A 23,576-nucleotide genomic window follows, 5' to 3' on the forward strand; every position below is an offset into this window, starting at 1 on the left:
TTTTTATCTGATTAAATGGATTACACCTGTCTTCTTCGGAGCGCTGGAGTCGTAGGTCATTCCCTTCCATTCCGTACCATTTATAAATTCTATATCGATCTTCCAGAAGAACACCCCTTGCGGTTGTACGGTTCCCTGGAATGTTCCGTCCCATCCTTTAGCAGGGCGACCTTCATTTAACTCTGTAGTTTCCCATAGTGTTTGTCCCCATTTATTAAAGACACTCATTTTCCAGGTTTTGATACCAGATCCTTTTGCCTTAAACTCTCTCAGCTCGGGATTCTCACCTCCCGGCATAAATGAATTCGGTACAAAAAGGTATCCCGGAACACCGACTATCTGCACTGTTTTAAACGTATTCGTTGAACAACCTTGCTGATTGGCTACCCTTAATCTCACCACATAAGATCCCGTATCTGCATAAGTATGCGATGGGTTTTGCAGAGATGAGGTGGTGCCGTCTCCAAAATCCCATGCCCAGATAGTAGGGTTATTTGTGCTTTCATCCTCAAATCTAAATGTATAATTTGGAATACTGATTACTGTAGATGGATTTACATTAAATCGTGCAACCGGAGGAAGGACAATATGGATATATTGATTCTTGATCACAGCAATAGAGCATCCTAATGTATTTGTTGCGGTTAGTGTAACTGTATAATATTCCTGCTCGCCATCATAAGTATGTATCGGTTCAAACTCATCAGAAGTCGTTCCGTCTCCAAAATCCCATCTGTAACTAAAGCCATCCTGGGTAGTATTTCTGAATTGCACCGCTAAACCTGCACATCCCAGTGTAATGTCTGCATTAAAGTCGGCCACCGGCTGTGGAAGAACTGTGATTGTTTCTGTCGTTGCAATTTCAGAGCAACTGTTATAAGCGGTCATTGTAACCGTATAGGTTCCTGGTCTGGTAAAGGTATGCTGAACCCTTCCCGGGCTAACCGTATTTGCAGTTCCGCCATCTCCGAAATCAAATGTGAACCGTGTTGCACCAATTGAATTGTTATCAAAATTCACCAGTAAAGGAGCGCAACCTTCTTTCTCATTGGCATCCACCACTAACTCAGGAGTGATGTTTTGAGGCGCTACACGGATGTTATATCCCCGAACGTCTGTTCCACATTCATTCACAACAGTCAAGGTCGCCCGGAACGTCTGTGTCGTTGTTGTATTGTAGGTATGGCTTACCGGACTTTTATCTGTTTTTTCCAGAATCGGTGTTCCATCACCAAAATCATAGAAATATCTATTCGTGCTTCCCGGAGATGTATTGGTAAAGTTAACCAGCATTGGGGAGCAGCCGTCAGTTTTGCTGGGAGAGAATACCGCTACTGGTTTCGCTTTCACAAATACTGTTGAAGTAACTGAGCTCGTTCCGCAAGAGGTTATTGCAGTTAGGGTTACTGTGTAGATCGTATCTCTGCCGGTTGCTTCTGGTTGGAAAGTAATTGCCGACGGTTGTGCTGATGAAGAAGTTGATCCGTTGCCAAAGTCCCATCTGAATGTAGCGTCGGCCAAAGAAGCAGAGGTGTTAACAAAGTTTATCAATAATGGTCCACAGCCTTCGGTAGCACTTTGTGTATAGGATGCTGCTGCGCTCTGATTCGTACTGAACACATGACTCATTTCGTCGTTCTGGCATCCAGTACTTGGTGTCACTATTAATTTGATAGTTACAGACTCATTACTGCTATTGATCGTATAACCGGGAAAGGTTGGTCCTGTGCCGATTTGTAGTGCGTCTGCAAACCATGTATAGGTTGCATTTCGGTCAGGATACTCACGTACACTAATGATATTGGAATTGATAACGAATGGAGTACAATCTTTATCTTTTGTCCATGTAAACTCTGCTTTTGCATTTGGTTTAACCGTGATCGTTACAGGGTCACTGATGTTTTTTTGGTCTCCGTTACAGGTGATTGTACTTACAATTCTTCTGTAAAGTGTAGTAACAGTTAATGCAACCGGCTGATAGGTAGGGCCAACAGCAGTTGTAATATCTGTCCAGGTCGTACCACCGTCAATGCTAGATTGCCATTTGTAATTAAAGTTGCCACCACCACCTGTAGGAGTTGTCCCGGTGAGCAAGGCGGGTGTTAATCCTGTACAAAAGGTCTGATCTGCAGAAATAATATTATTATCGATTGGGGGCTCTGCAATAATCTGATATTCATTACTTATTGAAGGGCAGGCACCACTGTTAACGGTTCTTCTGAATTTGGTTGTGACAGTGATTAGGAAAGTTAAATCTTTACCCGCTCCATCAGACACAACGTCCCATGTATTTCCGTTGTCAGTACTGATTTCCCAAAGATATATATAGGAGCCAGTTCCGCCAGTGGGTTGACTTCCGTTTAGCAGAACAGTTTGTCCTGAACAGACATTTGCACTGGTACTACTAGCGGTATTCCCTGTAATTGGTGGAAGGTTAACGATAACTACATTGTCTTCGGTCGGTCCGCAAGCCGAGGGGCCTGTGATTGTCCATTTAAATGTATAAGTTTGCCCGATCACCAATCCGGTTACCTCTGTTGTAGGGCTGGTAGGATTAACAATATTGATAGTTGGGTTTGTTGGATTGGCCGGCACTAAAGTCCATAATCCACTTTCTCCAGGTTTTAATGGTGTGCTTGCATTTGCCGCTAAGGTGACACTAAGCTGGTTACAAAGTTGCTGATCTGTCCCTGCATCTGCACGTGTATCAGTAGGTGTTACAGTAATAGTAACAATATTGGTTTCTTTGGATTGACAACTTCCGTTTTGGACTACAGCCCGATATTGAGTAGTGATAGTAAGGTTTGGGTATGTAAGTGATGTTGTGGTGTTTGCAATTGCTTCCCACGTTAAACCACCATCGATTGAGCTTTCCCATTTTATAATACTTCCGATCTGACCTGCAAGTGTAATGGGAGAGCCACTCGTGCCGATACAAATAGTGGCATCGCTGCTTATTATTCCTGCTACAGTAGGTTCATTAACAGTAATAACAACTTCGTCAGAGCTTGGTAAACAAGTAGTTGGTGCAGAAATTGTCCATTTGAAAGTGTAAAATTGTCCGGCTCTTAATCCAGTTATCGCTGTATTTGGTAAGTTAGGGTTGACGATAGTAATATCTACTTGGCCAGAAGTGAGTGTCCATGTACCTGTTTCATTTGGTATCTCTGGAGCATTTCCTTGTAGAGTGAAATTATCCTGATCACAGATACTCTCATCATTACCAGCCTTGGCAGTAGTAACCGCTGGGTCAACAAGAATAGTGATATCAACAGGTGTCCCCGGACAACCAGCTGCTGAAATAGGTGTGATAGTATAGATAACAGTGGCTTGTTCCTTACTTGTATTTATTAAAATATCATTTATAACTCCAGTAGTCGTTGATTGAGCATTATTTGTGTTTCCCTCAATAGTCCCTGTCGTAACGACACTTGTCCAGATGTAAGAAGTTGAAGGCGGTGCTGGTAGGTTTGAAGACATGGTAATTCCTGCACCTGTACCGCTACAGATCGTAGGCGCTGCCAGATTAACAGTAACAACTGGTCTGGGAGTAACGGTTACTGTGAAAGTAAACGGAACACCGTCGCATCCGTTTGCTTTTGGTGTGATTGTATATACCACTACTGCATTGGCCGTAGGATTCGTATTTACAATAGTTTCTTCGATTTTACCTGAACCAACAGTTCTGATTCCTGATGCATTTCCATCAGCATTAGTAGCTGTCCAAGTGAAAATGCTCCCAGATACTGTCGATGTAGGTAAAAATGCTACCTGATTGCCTGTACATATATTTTGGGATCTTGAAGCAACAGGATTTGTTGTTGTATTTTCCGGAAATATGGTAATGGAGGATAGTGTTTCTACCTGAGAACAGGTGCCAACCAATCCTGTTTGTACAACTAGTTTTATGTTCGCTACGCCAGCTACTCGTTCTGCGTTTGTGGGCGTATAGATTGTTGTAAGATTGTTGACAGGAGTAAATGTGCCAGAACCTACCCATTGAAATGTCGTATTAGGGTTGTTATTATCTATTCTACCTGTGAGGTTAATATTATCATTATAACATACTGTAGAAGGGGTCGCAGTGATAACAGGAATAGGTGCAGGAGAGAAAGTAATTTGCTGTACATCCGTTGCTGTATTACAATTATTGGTATGGGTAAGCGTAACTGTATAAGTCGCGAAATCTTTGAAATTTATTTTGGGATATCTGCTATTCGCGTTTGTTGGTGCCACGAAATCGAATTGTCCGCCAGTTACTGTCCATGTATAGGTATTAGCTAATACATCTGCAGTACCACTAGTTGTCGTTTTTGTTACAGATGCATTTGGATCAAATGTGTATTCTCCTCTTGCACAAAGTGCAATGTCAGGAGATAGCGAAACTAGCGGGTCAGTATTAACTACTATCCTTTGAGGTATTGTCGTGACTTGACACGTTGCTGATGAAATTGTAAGTGTAATATTGTAGATACCGAGCTGGTTAAACCTAAATTGCGGATTTATACTGTTTGCATTCGTTCCCCCGATATAAGTGACACCGGATGCAGGTGCACCTGTCTCATTGGTCACAGCCCATAGATAAGTTGGGGTATTGGGACATGTGTTGTCGAGAATTGATGTACTTGTTGCTGTAAGTGTGCCGGAAGTTAAGCAAAGGAGGTTTGTCGGAATTGTAAAACTTGGTTTTGGAGGATCCTGTATACAGATCGGTAATTCAATGTTATCTGCTTGGCATCCACCATCACTTGAAGATGTCAACATAATTAAATGTTGTCCTTTAGTTGTGAATACGCGTTCGAAATTAAAGTTCAGCGGTTTATCCTGTGCAATCAGTACACCATCAACATACCATGAGTAAAGCACATTATTATCCGCGCATCCTGGAGAATTTGTGCTTGCTTTTTGCCCTGGAAGTGATAGGTTGGTAAAAACGACATTATCTCCCAAACATGCTATTGGGGGAAATGTAAATCTGTTCTCTGGTCTGGATACAACTCTTGCCGGAGTTGATAGCGGAGATCCGATAGCGCCGCAAAAAGGACTCATAACGCCAACATTTACGCCAAAGGCATTATAAACAGTTTGTGTTCCTGAAGTATAGGATAGTCCACACGATGACCGTGTGAAAGTATGGCCTACCTTGCTGCTGTTTGTTAAAATATCACAATAAGTATAATCATTGAACGTATTATCTCCCCAATCAATATGGTAGGTATTTCCAGGGAAATTTATTTTTATTCCATCGTTTGAATTTACATCAACCCGATATTCAAATGCTCCTGTTGGAAAGCAAACTGTATTTCCACTTGTTGTAGTAAAAGCAGTTACAGCTAGATTGTTTATTAAAAAATAAGCTTTCGTTGAAACCCTTCCATCTGGCATTACTGCCTTTACAAACATGGTAAAATGTGCTAACGTAGCTGTATATGTTTGAATTTCATTAATAGATGTAAATGTCATAACTGTGGGGGGACCGCTATTCAGTTCATTAGTTATGGTTACTGTTACATTAGCTGCAGTGGATGCATTTGTGAACCTAAATGGTGTATTAGGTGTGTTCTCGTCTGTATTGCACGAACCAAACGTTATTTCTGGACTTGTTGAAATGGGAGCAGGACTTGTTAACCTTGCTTCAGTTGAATTACCGGTAATGATAGTAAATGGCAGTGATTCAGTCGAGAATATACCCAGACTAGTTGATCTTATTCTAAGCTTATATCCGGTTCCTGCTGGTGTTCCTCCAGGAATAATACCATTTACATAGGTAGAATAGAACCCAGCATAATTTCCGATAGGTGTATTGGACACAAAATTACCTGTTGCATCTGAAAGGTATAATTCAAAACGATTTCCAATAGGTACACAGGTCGACCCTAAACTAAAAGTTGCAGCAATACTCGACCCCGGTGTATACGGTCCAGCATCCACCGTCCCAATGGTAATTTGAGCTTTAGACTGGAAGGATAAAAAGAGAAGAGTAAGGACGAATAAAGTGCGTAAAATTTTCCTCATATTGTAGCGTTATATAAACATAGTAAGGAATTATCAATTTCCAAACTAAAAATATAACTACGAGTATGAATTTCCCTATAATCAAAAAAACCCGCTACTAATAGCGGGTTTTTAATTGGCTGTTAAACAGGCTTTTGATTACATCATTCCACCCATGCCGCCGCCGCCCATAGGAGGCATGCCAGCACCGCCAGCATTATCTTCCGGATCGTCAGCTAAAACAACCTCAGTTGTTAATAACATAGCTGCGATTGAAGCTGCATTTTCTAATGCTACACGACTTACTTTAGTTGGGTCGATAACACCTGCACCGATTAAGTTTTCATAAACGTTAGTACGGGCATTGTAACCAAAGTCACCTGCTCCTTCTTTAACTTTCTGAACAACGATAGAACCTTCAATACCTGCATTTTCGCAGATCTGACGTAATGGCTCTTCAACTGCACGTTTCACAATAGCGATACCTGTAGTCTCATCTTCGTTTTCACCTTTCAATCCATCTAATGCTTCAATAGCACGGATGAAAGCAACACCACCACCAGCAACGATACCTTCTTCAACTGCTGCACGAGTAGCATGTAAAGCATCATCAACACGGTCTTTTTTCTCTTTCATCTCCACTTCAGAAGCTGCACCTACATAAAGAACTGCAACACCGCCAGCTAATTTAGCCAAACGCTCTTGTAATTTTTCTTTATCATAGTCAGATGTAGTAGTTTCGATTTGTGCTTTGATCTGGTTAACGCGAGATTTAATGTCTTCAGACTGACCAGCACCGTTAATTACAGTTGTATTGTCTTTGTCAACAATGATTTTCTCAGCAGTACCCAGGTAAGTAAGGTCAGCGTTCTCTAATTTATAACCTCTTTCTTCAGAGATTACAGTACCACCTGTTAAGATAGCTAAGTCTTCTAACATTGCTTTTCTACGGTCACCAAAACCTGGAGCTTTAACAGCAACAACTTTCAGGGAACCACGGATTTTATTTACTACCAAAGTAGCTAATGCTTCACCATCTAAATCTTCAGCGATGATTAACAATGGTTTGCCAGTTTGAACTTGTTTCTCTAAAATCGGTAACAATTCTTTCATGTTACTGATTTTTTTGTCATAGATCAAAATGTAAGGGTTTTCTAATTCCGCTTCCATTTTGTCTGCATTAGTTACAAAGTATGGAGATAAGTAACCACGGTCAAATTGCATACCTTCAACTGTTTTAACTTCAGTTTCAGTACCTTTTGCTTCTTCAACAGTAATTACACCATCTTTACCTACTTTAGCCATTGCCTCAGCAATCAGTGAACCGATTACTTCGTCATTGTTTGCAGAGATAGACGCAACTTGTTTGATTTTGTTGTTGTCTTCACCAACAGTTTGCGACTGAGATTTTAAGTTAGCAACGATTGCAGAAACTGCTTTGTCGATACCACGTTTCAAATCCATTGGATTTGCACCAGCAGCAACGTTTTTGATACCAGCAGTAACGATCGCCTGAGCTAAAACAGTTGCAGTTGTTGTTCCGTCACCTGCAATATCTGCAGTTTTAGAAGCAACTTCTTTAACCATCTGAGCACCCATATTTTCGATAGGATCTTTCAGTTCAATTTCTTTTGCTACAGTAACACCATCCTTAGTGATTGATGGTGAACCGAATTTCTTGTCTATAATTACGTTACGTCCTTTTGGTCCTAATGTAACTTTTACAGCATTAGCCAAAGTGTCAACACCTCTTTTCAGGGCGTCACGGGCTTCTACGTTATATTTAACTTGTTTTGCCATTTTGATAAAATGTTTTTTAAACTATTTTGTGTGATTTGCTGAAATCCAGCGATTAAAGAACTGCGTAAAGATCAGTTTCACGCATAATCAGATACTCTTTACCTTCATAAGTAATTTCAGTACCTCCGTATTTGCCATATAAAACTACGTCACCAACTTTAACGCTCAATGGAATAAGGCTACCTGTCGACTCAGCATATTTGCCTGGTCCAACTGCAACTACTGTTCCTTGCTGAGGTTTTTCTTTCGCTGTATCCGGGATGTAGATACCCGAAGCAGTTTTTTCTTCGGCAGGAGCAGCTTCAACAACTACTCTATCTGCAATGGGTTTAATGTTTAAAGCCATAACTTATTATCGATTTTAATTTAAAGGTTAACGTTATAAATACTAAGATTCACACTAAGCCTGTAACAGTTTTTATGCCAAGGGCGTTTTGCTTGACAAATTTACGCAGGCTTGTCAGCTAATAGAATCAGGCTGTGTTTTTTCGTGTCAGACTGGCAGGATAGAAAACAAAAAAGCCCGCTAGGATTCCTAACGGGCTTCTCAATATCAGATCGCTTTAAGCTTATTTTTTCGTCGTATCCTGAGTTGCAGGAGCCGGAGCAGGAGTTGCAGTAGATGGAGCAACGCCACTTCCAATTGGAGATTGTGTAGGCGTTTTATCCAGTTGTTCCTGAAGTTTCGGATCGATACCACCCGAAGTAGATGAACCACCAGTTTTACCAATAGTAGTAACGGCTAAAGATAGCACTACTACAAGTGTCAATAATACCCAGGTGCCTTTTTCCAAAACATCTCCTGTACGTTGTACGCCGAACATGTTGCTGCCAGAACCGCCAGTTGCAAGACCACCGCCTTTAGGGTTTTGTATTAAAACAAAAAGACCTAATGCAACACAAATAATGATCAATAAAATAATTAAAAAAAGCATAGTATGTTAAATGGTTAAATTTTCTTTTCTACAGATTGGATAAGGTCGGCAAAGTAACGGCTTTTTTCTGGGAACTTCAAACTTAATTTTTGATAAGTATCTATCGCCTTGTCATAAAGCATTTGTTCTATGTAGATGCTGGCCAGCGTTTCCGATACCAGGTCATTCTGGTCTTCCGCACTTTTCTTTGCCTTATTTTCATTGTCGATCTGCTCCGCATTGGGTGGTGCAATCTGAGGATCTTTCCTGATAAAGTTTTCGATGATCTCAGAATCTTTTGTCACAGGTTTAGGGTGATCCGTATTTTCAGTCAAATCTTCATTTTCCGGAAGGTGACTCTGAACATGGAATATATGCTCCACATATTGCTGCTGTAACTCATTCCCCTGTTCCTTTTTGGGCATCGCATAAGGCTGAAATGAACTCTGATGCTCTTTTCGGGTTTTATCCAGCCACCATAGGAAAGTATAAGGCAGCTTCTCGTCATTGTAATTGCTAACCTGGTTTTCTGGTTTTATTCCTTCTGCAGCTATATTCGGGGCTGGAGTTTGTACCTCTTCCTGTGTAGACTCTTCAACAGTATCGATACTGAATGATTCCTCAAAAGCGAAAAAGTCTGACGAAGCAATGCTTTCAAAAACGAAATCATCTGTTAAAGACCTGCGTTCAGGAGTTTCAGCAACTGGTATGACCGCATCTCCGTTACCTGTGCTGTCAGAATTTCTGAAAGGCCTGTATTGAGATAAATCTACTTCAGAAATTTCTTCGAAAATCTCATCTTCTTTATCGTTTTCGTCAATTGAAGTATATGGATCGCTTATTTCTTCAAATGTTTCCTGCTCATCGGCTGCGGGAGTTTCTGATATAATTTCAACGGGCTGATGGTAAATATCAAATGCTGCTGTTTCTTCAGGCTGAGTATGCAGGAAGTGATATAATAACTGACCATTGGTATAAAGTGAAGCTTTTGCAAGAGTATTTGCCTCCTCCGCCTGCTCCTTATTCGCTTTCGCCAACAATAGATGCAAGGGTTGATAATAGGGGTATTCCTGCAATAACTGTTTTAACAATGCAGTGTCCTCTGCCGATACCTGCTGAGGGTTAGAAAGCAAGTCTGCAAGTTGTTTTTTAATGTCTTTTTCCAGCTCCACGATGCTAAGTTAATGATTGATATTCATTTTCACTACCATTGTGCAAAGGCACGGTTAAAAATATCTTCGGTGAGCTGTAAGTTAATATCTTTATTATATTGCTGCTGAATAGTCTGTAAAGGCTGAGTTCCAATGTTGAAATCCTTAAACCTTTCGAAGGTTTCCTCAAAGCTCTGCTTGGGGTTCAGGTTGTTCGTGTATTTCACGCTTACTTTTATCGTAATCCTGTTACCGCCGGCAGTAGGGGCATTGTTATTCTGTAAGGCAATAGGTCTGATGTCGTATCCTGTAATTCTTCCTTCAAATATCGCATGGGCATCAGTTTGGGTAATGCTCAATCTGGTTTGGTTACGGATACGCAGCTTTAAAGCCTCGGTAAAATCCTGACTTAAGTTGGGTACTACCATGGCCGCATTATTCTCAAAGAATTGTACGGTTACAGTCTTCATTTCTGGAGGAATAGATGCTCCGTTCAACTTTACCGAACAAGAATTCAGGACCATTAATGGTATAAAAAGTAATAACAAACAGCTCTTTTTCATCCTAATTTAAATTCAGTTCTTTGATTTTTCTATACAATGTACGCTCGGAGATACCCAGTTCCTGAGCGGCAAATTTACGCTTGCCTTTATGCTTTTTCAAAGCTTTTTTGATCAGGTCTGATTCTTTGTCAATTAAAGATAAGGACTCTTCAACTTCTTCTGCATCGTGTGCGTAGTTATAATCTACAGGTGCATTTTGTGAAGGCTTTTTGATCGTTAACGTAGGATCATTATTGATCTTCTGATCTATTTCCTGATACAGTTGATTAATATAATGCGGATTCTCGGCCATGATATGTGAAGTATTTCCACCACTCTGAATAATCTCAGCAACCAATTTCTTTAAATCCATCATGTCCTTTTTCATATCAAAAAGAACTTTGTATAGTATATCGCGCTCTGAGAAGTCTTCCTTGTTATTTCCGTTAATGGCCATCGGCAAATTGCTGCCACCCTCATTTGGAATATAATTCATCAAAGCAGCCGCGGTAACATTCCGGTCTTTTTCCAGTACGCAAACCTGTTCGGCAATATTTTTCAATTGTCTTACGTTTCCAGGCCAGCTATAGTTGGACAGCAATTGTATCGCGTCTGGCTCCAGATGGATACCCGGACTGCGGTACTTATCGCTAAAATCTGCTGAGAATTTTCTGAACAGTAAAAAGATGTCTTCTTTACGTTCATGTAAGGCTGGAATACGTAGCGGTACCGTGTTTAAACGGTAGTATAAATCTTCCCGGAACTTCCCGTTTTTAACCCTGTTATATACATCGACATTCGTTGCTGCAATAATACGCACATCAGTCTTCTGCACTTTGGAAGATCCTACACGCAGGTACTCTCCGCTTTCCAAAATCCTCAGTAAACGCGCCTGTGTACCTAATGGAAGTTCTGCAACCTCATCCAAAAAGATTGTGCCGCCATTCGCCACTTCAAAGTATCCCTTACGTGCCTCATGTGCACCTGTAAATGAACCTTTTTCATGGCCGAATAACTCCGAATCTATAGTCCCCTCAGGAATAGCCCCGCAGTTTACGGCAATGAAAGCACCGTGTTTACGTGTGCTCATCTGATGGATGATATGGGAAAACACTTCTTTTCCGCTACCGCTTTCACCAGTAATCAAAACAGACATATCTGTCGGAGATACCTGTCTTGCAATATCTATAGCACGGTTTAAAAGTGGAGATCCACCAATAATTCCGAACCTGTTTTTTATATCTTGTACGTCCAAAATAATTAATTTTAAGTATTTGGTCTGTTAATCTGCAATTCTTCCCAGTAATGTCGCTGATGTACAACGCTCAATTACCACATTTACATATTGACCCGGTTTAATATGGTCAGCCGCCGGAAATACGATCATTGCATTCTGGTCATTCCTTCCGCATAAATCTTTGTCAGATTTTTTAGAGAAACCTTCCACAAGAATTCTTACTGTTTTGCCTACCGACTCCTGCAGTCTTCTCAACGAGGATACCTGCTGTTTCAGCAAGATTTCCTGCAAACGCAATTTCTTTACTTCTTCAGGAATATCATCTTCCAGTTTTCTCGCTGCGAGTGTTCCGGGTCTTTCCGAATAGCTAAAGCAAAAGGCAAAATCATAACCTACGTAATCCATCATTTGAAGTGTTTCCTGGTGATCTTCTTCCGTCTCTGTACAGAAACCTGCAATGATATCCGTAGAGATCGCACAATCAGGGATAATATTTCTGATGGCATCAACCCTGTTCATATACCATTCACGTGTATAGGTACGGTTCATCAGATCTAACATTCTTGAACTGCCCGATTGTACCGGCAAATGAATATTGTTACAAATATTATCGTACTTTTTAATGGTATATAAAACTTCGTCAGTAATATCTTTAGGGTGTGAGGTAGAAAAACGAATGCGCAATTCCGGACTGATTAAGGCCACTTTTTCCAGTAACTGGGCAAAGTTCACCATAATCTCAGCACCATCTTCCGCTTCAGCACTACCTTTCCATTTGTAAGAATCTACATTCTGACCCAATAAAGTAACTTCCTTATAACCTCGCTGATGCAAGTCAAGCGCCTCAGCTAAAATGGAATCCGGATCACGACTCCGTTCACGGCCACGGGTAAAAGGTACCACGCAGAAAGAACACATATTATCACAGCCGCGCATGATGGAGATAAAAGCAGTGATGCCATTACCATTCAGACGCACCGGACTAATATCGGCGTAGGTTTCCTCCCTGGAAAGTAAAACGTTAATTGCCTTCTGGCCTTCACCTACCTGTTCAATCAGCTGTGGCAGATCACGATAGGCATCAGGACCAACAACCATGTCAACCAGTTTCTCTTCTTCTAAAAATTTAGATTTTAAACGCTCTGCCATGCAGCCTAAAACCCCAACTATCAGTTTAGGATTTCTGCGTTTTTCTATCCCGAACTGTGACAGCCGGTTACGCACACGCTGCTCTGCGTTTTCACGTATAGAACAGGTGTTAATAAATATAGCATCCGCCTCATGATAGTCGCCAGTTGTCTCAAAACCCTGGTCTAACAGAATAGAGGCAACAATTTCACTATCAGCAAAATTCATCTGACAACCATAGCTTTCGATGTATAGCTTTCTGGCATTGATCATTTTTGGTGCATCAATCACCAGGGCTTCACCTTGTCGCTCTTCATCGTGTGTCTTGTCCGCTAGCTGTAATTCAATCATAAATGGGTAACGTTTTTACTGGATGCAAAAATACTAAATTTAATTTGTAAATGACAAATTGGCAGAATTTAAAAAATATTGTAATACACCGTAAAAAACATTATTACTGCCGAACTTGTATACTATATATAATCTACACTTATGGCAAACGCTCAATCAGGAAAAAATAGAATATGGAAGTGGGTTGCCGGGATAATAGGTGTCCTGATGCTTATCATAGCCGGCATTTCAATTTATTTCAGTATAAAGTGGAAGCCTGTACTTACCGAAAAGATAAAGGAAGTCGTGTATGAAGGATCCAAACATTTGTACCGTATCGACTTTAAAGATGTGCACCTCAACCTGGTTACGGGGAGTGTTGTGGTTGACAGTATTTTACTTTCCCCTGATACTGCAGTATTTAATGCCAGCAGAAAGGCGGGTACAGCTCCCACGCATTTATTTAACATTAAACTGGCGAAACTGCAATTACGCAGAATTGGTATCTATAATGTTTACTTCAATAAAAAAATTGATATGACGGATATTATTTTAGACCGTCCTTCCATCAACATGATTTATAATAAGGTTTACAAAAAGCCTGATACCAGTAAAGATAACCGCAGCTTGTATGAGCGCATATCTAAAACGCTTAAATCTGTACGCATTAAAGGAATTAAAATTGAAGATGCTGATTTTGACTATGTCAGCGGCGCAACAGGCGAAATTCTTAATTCTGTTAAACACCTGAACCTGCAGGTAAGAGATTTTCTGCTGGATGCAGATGCGGAAAAGGACAGTACGCGGTTCTATTATACCAAAGATGTTTCTTTCGAACTGGCAGGCTATAAATCGCTCTCAAAAAATAAAATGTATACCATGAAAGTGGATACCGTAACTGGGTCCGCGACAGGTGGAACGGTTCACATTAAAGGTTTGAAAATGATTCCGATGTATCCTGATCTGACATTTAGCAGGATGCTGAAAACGCAGAAGGATCGTTATGATCTTTCATTTGATCAGATTGATTTTACAGGTGTAGATTTTATGAAATTGAATACGGATGGGGTGCTGCACGCGAAGGCATTGACGATAGATAAAGGTTTGGCTAAAGTATTTATGAACCGGGAAATGCCTCCGGGAGAAGTTAACAAAGGTTCGAACTTTCCGCATATGGCACTGAAAAGATTGCCGGTACAAACAACTATTGATACGCTGAGGTTAAAAAGTGTAAATGTGGCTTACACAGAATACAATCCAATTACACAGAAAAGAGGAACGGTAAATATTGATCAGCTGAACGGAAGTGTGAGGAATGTAACTAACGACTCCGTTTCACTGGCTAAAAGCCATCATGCTATAGCTCAACTAAATGCTTTTATGGTTAAAGCTGCACAGCTGGATATTCGTATAGATTTCGACCTGTCATCTAAAATAGGCGCTTTTACGTTCAAAGGAAATATTGGCAAGATGGATATGGTGAAGTTAAATCCGCTTGCCGCTCCGTTAGGCTTAGTTAAAATCGAAACCGGGCAAATTCAAAAAATAGATTTTGATGTAACTGCAAATGAAAAAGGATCAACGGGCATAATGCACCTCTATTATAATAACCTGAAGGTGGAACTGTTAAAAGAAGGGGAGGATGGGGCACCGGCTAAAAAGAAAGGGCTACTTTCTTTCCTGGCCAATACATTGATTATCAAAGATGCTAATCCTTCAAAAGGGGAAGCTTTGCGGACGGCTAAAATTAATTTTGTGCGCCCTCCGGGTGCGTCTTTCTTTAACTTACTTTGGAAAAGTGTTTTCATTGGCATGAGGGAGACTGTAGGCCTGGGTATCGTACCGATGAAGAGCCCGGAAAAGGGCAGGGAAATTATTGTTGACAAGATGAAGGAACGAAAAGAAAAACGTGCAGAAAAGAAAGAGAAAAGACAGGAAGAACGTGCCAGGAGGAAAGCTGAAAAGAATAAGAATTAAATATAATAATTGCTTCCTGTCCACCTGAAGGCAATTATATTCTAATGAATTTGTATATTGGAAAATCATACCCTGATACTGCATGAATGAAAAATCCAGAAAAACACTTCTTATCTTTAAATGGGTTGCTGGAATCGCATTTCTGCTGTTTATAGCAGCGGATGCAGGATCATGGTACTTAAGCAGAAAGATGAGGCCGGCAATTATGCGGGAGCTGAAAGATCTGGTGCTCAACTCCACGGACAGTCTATACCGGATTGAATTCTCCACTGTGAATACTAATTTTCTGTTTGGAAATGCATCCGTAGTGGATGTGAATATCATTCCGGATACGAATATTTTTAATAAACTGGTTTTACTCCAGCGGGCGCCCAATAATATTTATGAGGTGCGCCTAAAGAAACTGACCATCCGTAACTTTCACCCGCTCCGGTTTTATCGGGAAAAGAAGATCAATGTAGATCAGCTGCTGTTTGAACACCCTAGTGTGGTCATGATCAACAAACAGTTCGAATTCAACGAGAACAGACCGCCGCGACCACTAAAGTCGCCCTACGCCTATATCTCCAAATTCCTGAAAGAAGTGCGTGTGAAGAGCATCAACCTGAGGGATATCCGCTTCAAATACGTGAATAAAAACCATGCTGTTACGGAAACAGATTCGCTGAAAAACCTGGACATCACGTTGAAAGACTGGCTCATCGACGCAAACTCAGCTACGGATACCACTCGCTTTTTTTTATTAAAGGATGTTCTGATAGATTTGAACGATTATGGTTATGCTACACCCGACAGCTTGTACCATATCAATGTAAATGAGTTTTCTTTCAAGGCTTCTACCGGGCAATTGAATATCAAAAAGTTCAGTGTTGTGCCAAGATATTCAGAAATGGACTTTGGCCGTGCTGTGGGATATGCAAAGGACAGGTTTAATATCCAGATGAGTGATATCTCTCTGAATGGTATTGATTTGCCGCTATATGTGCGGAAACAGGCACTATTTGCCAGGGAGATGAATATTACCAATGGCTATGTTTCGGTTTTTAATAACAATGAACTTCCTTCCCGTGGCGTAGAACGAATGGGGAAATTTCCGCATCAGCTACTGCAAACGTTAAAGGGAAAACTTACCGTCAAAAAATTAAATTTGAGCAACGTAGATTTAAGTTATGCAGAGTATGACCGTGATAGCAGGCAAAAAGGAAAGATAACTTTTGAAAATACTTCCGGAACGGTAACAAATGCAACGAATGAAACCAGGGAAAAATTAAAGAATCCTTTTATGTTGGCTAACCTGAGCACCTACATGATGGGGCAGGGGAAAATGAATGTGCATTTCAAGTTTGATCTTAACGCTAAAGATGGTGCTTTTTCTTATGATGGCAATTTAACCCGGATGAATGGTAATGTACTCAACAGGATCACGAAGCCTTTGGGGATGGTTCAGGTAAAAAGTGGAGTAGTACAAAAGTTAAGCTTTAAAGTAGTCGCAAACGACAGGAAGGCTAATGGTAAAATGGATTTCGCCTATAAGGATTTATCGATAGGGCTGATGAAAAAAGTAGAGGGGAGTGACCGGCTGCGAAAACAGGGACTGATTTCTATGCTGGCAAATGCACTCGTCATTAATCCCGACAATCCCAATGCGAAAGGACAGTTCATTTCAGCACCGATATATTTTGAGCGCGACCCGACCAATTCATTCTTCAGCTTTGTCTGGAAAACGCTGTTCCAGGGAATTAAATATAGCGTTGGATTAACGCCCCGGAAAGAGGCTGAAATTGAAGCACAGATCGCCAGGTTTGAAAAGATGAAGGAAGACCGCGAGAAAAGGCGTGAGGCAAGGCAAAGAAGAAAAGATAGCAATCCCTGATCTGCTGTTGAGCAAACCAGGGATATATTTTTATTTCAGGAGTTCTGCAGGAGCAGGTTTATCAAGTAAGTTCTGATAATAAAAGCGGACACGTTCTGTGAAGTCATGTCTGCCCTTGGTAGAAGTCCAGCCATGCCGGCCCCCTGGATAGATCATCAGTTCAAAATGTTTGTTTGCATCCTCCATTTTATTAATGAACTGTATCGTATTCTGCATATGTACATTATCATCCATATCGCCATGCATGATGCGCAGTAAACCTTTATATCGATCTATATAAGTCAGCACTGAAGCATTTTTATAACCCTCAGGATTCTCCTGTGGTGTATCCATCAGTCTTTCCGCATAACTGCTGTCGTATAATTCCCAGCTCGTAACCGGAGCTCCGGCATAACCATAATCAAAGTAATCTGCACCATATGTCAATGCCATTGTAGTCACATAACCACCATAACTGTGTCCTGTAATCAGCAATTTTTTACTGTCTACCCATGGTTTTGCTTTCAGCCATTTTGCTGCAGTGATATAGTCTTTCATTTCCCATTTACCAAGGTTCCTGTGCATTAAGGCTACACCTTCTTTCCCAAACTGACCGGAAGAGCGGTGATCTACAGCAATCTGAATAATTCCTTCATTTGCCCACCATTGTGGTGCAGTACCTTTCCAGGTATTCGTAACTGTTCCTGCAGCGGGACCACCGTAAATACTAAATACAACAGGATATTGCTTCGTCTGATCGAAGTCGGTAGGATAAGTGATCACCGCCGGCAGGTTATAGCCATCATCTGTAGGAATAGTGACCATTTCGGTTTTACCGATATCAAATTTATCGAAATCAGCAGATTTACTATCTGCAATTTCTTTAATAATTTTTCCGGTATGGTCTACCAATGCCCGTTTCGGTGGTGTATTTACACTGGAGTAGGTGGTAATAAATTGCGTGCCCGCTGGAGACAGTGCTATCTGGTGCGTATACTCCCCGAAGGTAAGTCGCTTCAGTCCCTTTCCATTGTAATTGACACGGTAAAAATCTGTTCTGGTAGAAGCCTCTTTGCGTGCAGAAAAATAAACCACTTTATGCTTTTCATCTACCTGTACCAGATCTGTCACCTGCCACTTTCCACTGGTAAGTGGATTAATCAGTTTGCCGTCCAGCGTATACAGGTAATAATGCGCCCATCCTGTTCGATCACTTTTCAGGATATAGTGTTTTTTATCTTCCAGGTAAGTAATGCGTTCATCATAATCCAGATCTACCCATGACGATTGTTTCTCATCATAAATTTCTTTTTTAACACCCGTTTCCGGGTTTACTTTGTAAAACTTCAGATTGTCCTGTCCCCGGTTCATCCATTGTACCATCATACTGCTGCCGTTATAACTCCAGTAGGGTGTACCAAAATACTGGTCGTCTTTTTCATTGAAATCTGCCCAGACTACTGCTCCGCCTGTAGTAGGTACAAAGCCCACTTTAACTTCAGGATTGGGGTCTCCGGCTTTAGGATATCTTGTTTTCTCTGTATAGCCATGCTGGCCGGTGGAGCCATTGATAGGAAACATCGGCACTTTTGTATCGTCGAAACGCATAAACGCAATGTGTTTACTGTCCGGAGCCCACCAGAAGGCCCTGTATTTAGTCGGCCGCCCCAGGATTTCCTCAAAATACACCCATGAAGAATATCCGTTATAAATTACGTCCGTTGCATCTGTTGTATACCTGATTTCTTTACCATTGGCCACATCTACTGCAAACAAATCGCTGTTGCGTGTAAAAGCCACATATTTTCCATCAGGAGAAAGTGTTGGATTTTTCTCCTCGGCGCGGTCGTTTGTTAAACGTTTAGGTTCATCTTTACCATACTGAATATAGATGTCACTATCCCGCACCATCACATTTACATTGCTTTTAGGAGGTGGAGTATAGGATTTCCGCTCGCCAGATTTGATATCAACAGTATATAACTGACGGGTTTTTGCGTCAGATTCTATGTAATGCATTTCATCGCTCCAGCCCAATACGGGACTCAGATTATTGGTTAGCGAAGGTACGGCACCTGTAGTTTGCTGAAAGGTAAGTTTTTGTGCCTGTGCGGTAAAGCCAAAACAAAGGCCCGCGCAGAGTGTGAATAGTAATGGTTTCTTCATTGATGATTTATAAATTGACGCGATGAATATAACAAAAAAGCGCCCCGGTTAAGGGCGCCTTTCAAATATGTTACGCTTAATATAAACCGTTAAACAGTCCAGTTCCAGCCGAATTCATCAGCTGTTACCCCATAACGGATATCGTTTAGTTTTTTTGCAATACTGGTAGAAACCGTGCGCGTGGCAGGGTCGGTAAGCACATAAGCTTTACCTTCATAGCTGATTTCGCTGATCTGCGTAACTGTAGCTGCTGTACCTACTGCAAAAGCTTCTGTTAAAGAACCATTCTCTATATTGTCCAGCACTTCCTGGATTAACACTCTTCTTTCTTCTACTTCAATACCCATGCTTTTAGCCAGGTGAATAATCGTATCTCTGGTTACCCCATCAAGAATAGTCTCGCGTACTTCCGGAGTAACAATTTTTCCATTGATCACGAACATCAGGTTGGCCGCACCAGACTCTTCCACAAATGTGTTTGTTTTTGAGTCTGTCCAGATCAGCTGGTCAAAACCTTTTGCCTGTGCTTCTAATGTAGGTAACATTGAACCCGAATAATTACCTCCGGTTTTCGCAGCACCAACACCACCATCGGCCGCCCGTGTATACCGTGTTTCGATCTTAACTTTTAGCGGTTTGCTGTAATAGGGTGCACTTGGATTAGTCAGCACCACAAACTTATAAGTTGCAGATGGTCTGACACCCAGAAAAGGATCGGTAGCAAACATTGTAGGTCTGATATATAAAGAGTAATTTTCTTCATCTGGTACCCATGCCCTGTCGATATCGATCAATGCTGCAATACCCTGCATAAAAACTTCTTCAGGAATAGTTGCCATCGCCATACGGGCAGCAGATTTATTAAAACGTGCAAAGTTTTTATCCGCTCTGAATACGCTTACGCTACCGTCAGCTTGTTTATAAGCTTTCATCCCTTCAAAGATCGTCTGCCCGTAATGAAGCGCAGAAATCGCAGGACTCATAGGAATTGGTCCGTAAGGCAGGATCTCAAAATTCTTCCATTCACCGTCTTCGAAATCAGCTACAAACATGTGGTCTGTAAAAATCTTTCCGAAAGGTAAATCAGTGATATCAGTTTCAGCCAGTCGTGAATGATTGGCTTTTGTGGTTTTTATAGTTAAAGTATCTATCACGGCTTTTTAATTTATTACGGTCAAAATTACGAAAAATTCGCCTTTTAAACCAGTTTATTTTTCTTCATGCAGTGTTTTCAGTACACTAAGCACCCATGATTTTCCCCATTCTTCAATCTGGTTTCCGCTCCATAAAAACGGATAAAAAATTCTTTTCTGAAAGCGTGGAGGCAAATACTTTTGCCAGTTGGTACCACCCGTTGCGGCAATATCCACAGGATCGCGCTCGAGGTATCTTACGGCCGACTTATAATGTGACAAAGGCCACTCCACATTCACGAACAAATCAAGCTTTCTGAGTTCATCTGCCAGTTGTGTTACATCCTGCCCTTCCTGTGCTAATTGATGATACAGCGCAGAGAAATTGGTATGTTCACGGTCCTTGCTCAGTTGTAAAAACTGTGCGGCATATTTCTGTATAAATTGTTTTAAGGTCAATGTTTGCTTCCCGCTGGAAAGCTCTGTCGCGCCAAATTTCCAGTAGATATATTCAAACTTCTCTTCAATCGTAGCGTTTGCCAGTTCTTCTCTCTTACTTTTATCTACCAGTCTGGAGAAATCTGTAGCGCTGATCTCTATCATTCTGTACTGGCCCGACTGAAAACCGCTGGCAGGTAAAAGCGACATGCGGAACTTCAGAAACTGCTCTTTCTCCATTCCATTTACCATTACCTCGAAAGAACTGGTCAGCGCATTAAAGTAAGCATTGATCCTTTTTACACGGTCGGTAAAAAACTTAACGGTCAAAGCCGGATGCTCTGCAATCTGTTTGCACTCATGCAGGGAAAGTTTGAAATACAGTTCTGTTATCTGATGATACATGATGAAAATCTCTTCATCAGGGAAAGGTGTTTTCGGACTCTGTAAGCTCAACAGCGTGTCCAGATGTATGTAATCCCAGTAAGTTAAGAAATCAGCATACAATAAGCCATCAAGATAGGCTGCCATATCCTGACCCATTGCAGCATATTTTTCCTGCAGCTTATCAAGCTTATCTTTAATTTCAGGTGTTAATTCCATTAGTACAGTACTCTGAATTTTATGGTTTGTTCAATTTTCTTTAGTGATTTAAAAACCGCTTTGTCATATTCGGCATTGATGTCTGTGATTGCATATCCAATCGTAGCATTCGTCATCAGGAACTGACCTACAATATTGATATTGTGTTTTGCGAAAACAGTGTTGATCTGCGCCATGATACCAGGTACGTTACGGTGAACGTGAATCAGCCTGTGCGATTTATCAATAAGTGGCAATTGTAAATTCGGGAAGTTATGGCTTAAGTAGGTGGTGCCCTTATTCATGAAATCCATCATCCGCTTAGGGATGAAATTGATATCCCTGGGATTGTTTTTCGGATCATCAAAGATCACAATCCCCATATCCGTGCAGGTCTGGATATCCAGTTTGTTTCGGCTGTTGCCCAAATAACCAATAGTCTTCAGTTTAACGGCAAGTTTCAGTTTCTCAGGATCCAGTTTTTCGCCATCAGCCATCAGTACCATATGTACGTCTTTGACATACTTTTCTTCGAAAGTAGATTTATGACGAACGGAATAACCATCTTTTTTTAATAGTTCTATACTTTCTTTGCTTACCTCACCAATAATCAGGCACAAAATCCTGTTTTTTGGATAGGAAATAGCACGCGGAAGGTTATTGACATACAGAAACTCATCAAAACTTGGCGTAACATGGTCGGCGCGACTCACAATGCTTTCTCTTGAAATGTTCTCTGTGAAAGCATAGAATTTTTTTATCATTCCGCTTTCCCGCAGCTGAAAATCAGAATAGCCGTCACCTATACCGTAAAGGTCGCCTTCCAGATTAAGTAACTGCATCAGTTTCACTTTTCCGCCCTCTTCACTCAGTGGATTGGCATGATCGTAATCTATAATTCTCCCGTCGCCAGTGGTTACAAAAGTATTGGCATATATATTTTCTTTTTTAATATGATACTGGCTCACTACGGGCGTGATAAATTCTTTAAATCCGCCTGATACGATCAGCACCTGATCTGCATGTTTTTTGAAAAAGGCTGCATTCCTTGAAAAGGAGCTGGATACTTTTTTCTTCAGGTGTTTGATCAGCTGTTTCAAATGATCTTCTGTAGCATCCAGTAATTTAACACGCTGCGCCAGACTTTCACTGAACGACAGCTTGCCTTCCATGGCCAGGTTGGTCAGGTCTTCAATTTTTTTGAAAATAGCTTCCTTTTCCGGATGTTTTTTAAGAGAAATACGGGCAAGCTCATCTAAAGCTTCCACTTGTGTAAAAGTACTATCGAAATCAATGATGTAAATATTCTTCTGCTGCATTTTAACTGTTTTTTAGACCTGCGCATGTTTCCTGAATGCTTTGTTGCAGGGACTTAAATTTGATGTCTATAGTATTTATAATTTTATCGTTGCTGTAATAGCTGGTGTTAAGGCTGCTTCTTGCCGCATCGCTGGTTAGCGAAGCTGCTTTCCCTGTAAAGAAAGAAGCCAGTTTTGCGGCACGCCAGGCAATACCCAGCATCCATGGTTTTGCTTCTTTTGGTGGTGCTGCAATGCCAAAACCTTTTGCAATTTCTGCGAAAAACTGTTTGTAATGGTAATTTTCTGAAGATACCGTAAAGCGTTCACCCGTGATTTCACTATCCATTAATGCAATCATGCTTTTCGCTACATCCTGCACGTCAACTATGCCTGTTGCACCTTTGGTATAAAATGAAAGTCCATCTTTAACGAGTTTGAAAATAGCGCCGCTGCCCTTAAAACCGGCCTTTGCGCCAATAATTACAGATGGGTTCACGATTACTGCATCCAGACCTTCGGCTATGCCACGCCACACTTCCATCTCCCCTTCATATTTAGAGATGGCATAAGAGTGCGCTTTGGCATCGTATTCCCAGTAGTCATTTTCAGTAATTTGCTTGCCTTTTTTAGGTTCGCCCAAAGCAGCTACTGAGCTGACATGAATGAGTCTGGCATCATAAGCTGCACACAGATTTACGATATTACCCGTTCCTTCTATGTTAACTTTCAACAATTCAGTTTTATCTTTTGGGTTGAATGATACCAGGGCAGCACAGTGATAAACCCGGGTGATATCTTCAAACGCGTCCTCCAGCGTAGCCACATCATTGATGTCTGCCACTACCCAGTCTATCAGTGGATTGTCTTTAAAAGGGGCCGGGATAACAGAATTATCCCGTTTAAGTGCACGCAGTTTTTTACCTTGTGGCAGCAGCTGATTAATCAGCTCTGAACCTAAAAAACCTGTAGCACCGGTAACCAAAATCATTTCAATTTTATAAGAAGTTCATGAATATATGATCTCAAAAATA

Annotated in this window: 15 protein-coding genes; 2 read left to right on the forward strand and 13 right to left on the reverse strand. The window is 41.1% G+C overall.

Translation table 11 applies throughout. From position 1 onward, the window contains the following. Positions 1 to 3 precede the first annotated feature (3 nt). From OQX62_RS01795 to miaB, 8 genes are all read right to left on the reverse strand, one after another. A complete protein-coding gene (locus tag OQX62_RS01795) occupies positions 4 to 6,015 on the reverse strand; it encodes a PKD domain-containing protein (RefSeq protein ID WP_265829666.1) in 6,012 nt (2,003 codons plus the stop codon). 138 nt (positions 6,016 to 6,153) lie between these two features. Further along, complete coding sequence (gene groL / locus OQX62_RS01800; RefSeq protein WP_265829667.1) at positions 6,154 to 7,794, reverse strand: chaperonin GroEL; 1,641 nt, start codon at positions 7,792 to 7,794, stop codon at positions 6,154 to 6,156. Between the two features lie 52 nt (positions 7,795 to 7,846). Beyond that, positions 7,847 to 8,140, reverse strand: coding sequence for a co-chaperone GroES (groES, locus tag OQX62_RS01805; RefSeq protein ID WP_265829668.1), 294 nt, complete (start codon positions 8,138 to 8,140; stop codon positions 7,847 to 7,849). A 223-nt stretch (positions 8,141 to 8,363) separates the two neighbouring features. Further along, the gene (secG, locus tag OQX62_RS01810) at positions 8,364 to 8,729 is read right to left on the reverse strand and encodes a preprotein translocase subunit SecG (RefSeq protein WP_265829669.1); all 366 of its coding nucleotides are present in this window, start codon (positions 8,727 to 8,729) and stop codon (positions 8,364 to 8,366) included. Positions 8,730 to 8,743: 14 nt separating this feature from the next. Further along, a complete protein-coding gene (locus OQX62_RS01815) occupies positions 8,744 to 9,880 on the reverse strand; it encodes a hypothetical protein (protein WP_265829670.1) in 1,137 nt (378 codons plus the stop codon). 32 nt (positions 9,881 to 9,912) lie between these two features. Continuing rightward, complete coding sequence (locus OQX62_RS01820) at positions 9,913 to 10,329, reverse strand: LptE family protein (RefSeq protein ID WP_322973666.1); 417 nt, start codon at positions 10,327 to 10,329, stop codon at positions 9,913 to 9,915. Positions 10,330 to 10,423: 94 nt separating this feature from the next. Further along, the gene (locus OQX62_RS01825) at positions 10,424 to 11,656 is read right to left on the reverse strand and encodes a sigma-54 interaction domain-containing protein (protein ID WP_265829672.1); all 1,233 of its coding nucleotides are present in this window, start codon (positions 11,654 to 11,656) and stop codon (positions 10,424 to 10,426) included. Between the two features lie 27 nt (positions 11,657 to 11,683). Further along, positions 11,684 to 13,117, reverse strand: coding sequence for a tRNA (N6-isopentenyl adenosine(37)-C2)-methylthiotransferase MiaB (gene miaB / locus OQX62_RS01830; protein ID WP_265829673.1), 1,434 nt, complete (start codon positions 13,115 to 13,117; stop codon positions 11,684 to 11,686). A gap of 141 nt (positions 13,118 to 13,258) precedes the next feature. Between miaB and OQX62_RS01835 the strand changes: the two genes are divergently transcribed. Both OQX62_RS01835 and OQX62_RS01840 read left to right on the forward strand, forming a co-directional pair. Next, positions 13,259 to 15,073 carry a hypothetical protein gene (locus OQX62_RS01835; protein ID WP_265829674.1) on the forward strand — a complete coding sequence of 605 codons (1,815 nt, stop codon included), beginning with the start codon at positions 13,259 to 13,261 and terminating at the stop codon, positions 15,071 to 15,073. 82 nt (positions 15,074 to 15,155) lie between these two features. After that, positions 15,156 to 16,946: a hypothetical protein gene (locus OQX62_RS01840; RefSeq protein WP_265829675.1), complete on the forward strand. Its 1,791-nt coding sequence runs from the start codon at positions 15,156 to 15,158 to the stop codon at positions 16,944 to 16,946. Positions 16,947 to 16,976: 30 nt separating this feature from the next. Here OQX62_RS01840 and OQX62_RS01845 read toward each other — a convergent pair whose 3' ends face one another. The 5 genes from OQX62_RS01845 to OQX62_RS01865 all read right to left on the reverse strand — a co-directional run bounded on the left by OQX62_RS01845 (position 16,977) and on the right by OQX62_RS01865 (position 23,533). Beyond that, a complete protein-coding gene (locus OQX62_RS01845) occupies positions 16,977 to 19,091 on the reverse strand; it encodes a S9 family peptidase (RefSeq protein WP_265829676.1) in 2,115 nt (704 codons plus the stop codon). 89 nt (positions 19,092 to 19,180) lie between these two features. Continuing rightward, entirely contained in the window at positions 19,181 to 20,245 is a 1,065-nt protein-coding gene (locus OQX62_RS01850; protein WP_265829678.1) for a branched-chain amino acid aminotransferase, read from the reverse strand. 54 nt (positions 20,246 to 20,299) lie between these two features. Continuing rightward, positions 20,300 to 21,265 carry a tryptophan 2,3-dioxygenase family protein gene (locus tag OQX62_RS01855; protein ID WP_265829679.1) on the reverse strand — a complete coding sequence of 322 codons (966 nt, stop codon included), beginning with the start codon at positions 21,263 to 21,265 and terminating at the stop codon, positions 20,300 to 20,302. Further along, entirely contained in the window at positions 21,265 to 22,563 is a 1,299-nt protein-coding gene (locus OQX62_RS01860; protein ID WP_265829680.1) for an HAD-IB family phosphatase, read from the reverse strand. The genes OQX62_RS01855 and OQX62_RS01860 overlap by 1 nt, the downstream gene beginning before the upstream one ends. Position 22,564: 1 nt before the next feature. Further along, positions 22,565 to 23,533 carry an NAD-dependent epimerase/dehydratase family protein gene (locus tag OQX62_RS01865; protein ID WP_265829681.1) on the reverse strand — a complete coding sequence of 323 codons (969 nt, stop codon included), beginning with the start codon at positions 23,531 to 23,533 and terminating at the stop codon, positions 22,565 to 22,567. Positions 23,534 to 23,576: the final 43 nt, after the last annotated feature.

Source organism: Pedobacter sp. MR2016-24 (assembly GCF_026239655.1).
Taxonomy (GTDB): domain Bacteria; phylum Bacteroidota; class Bacteroidia; order Sphingobacteriales; family Sphingobacteriaceae; genus Pedobacter.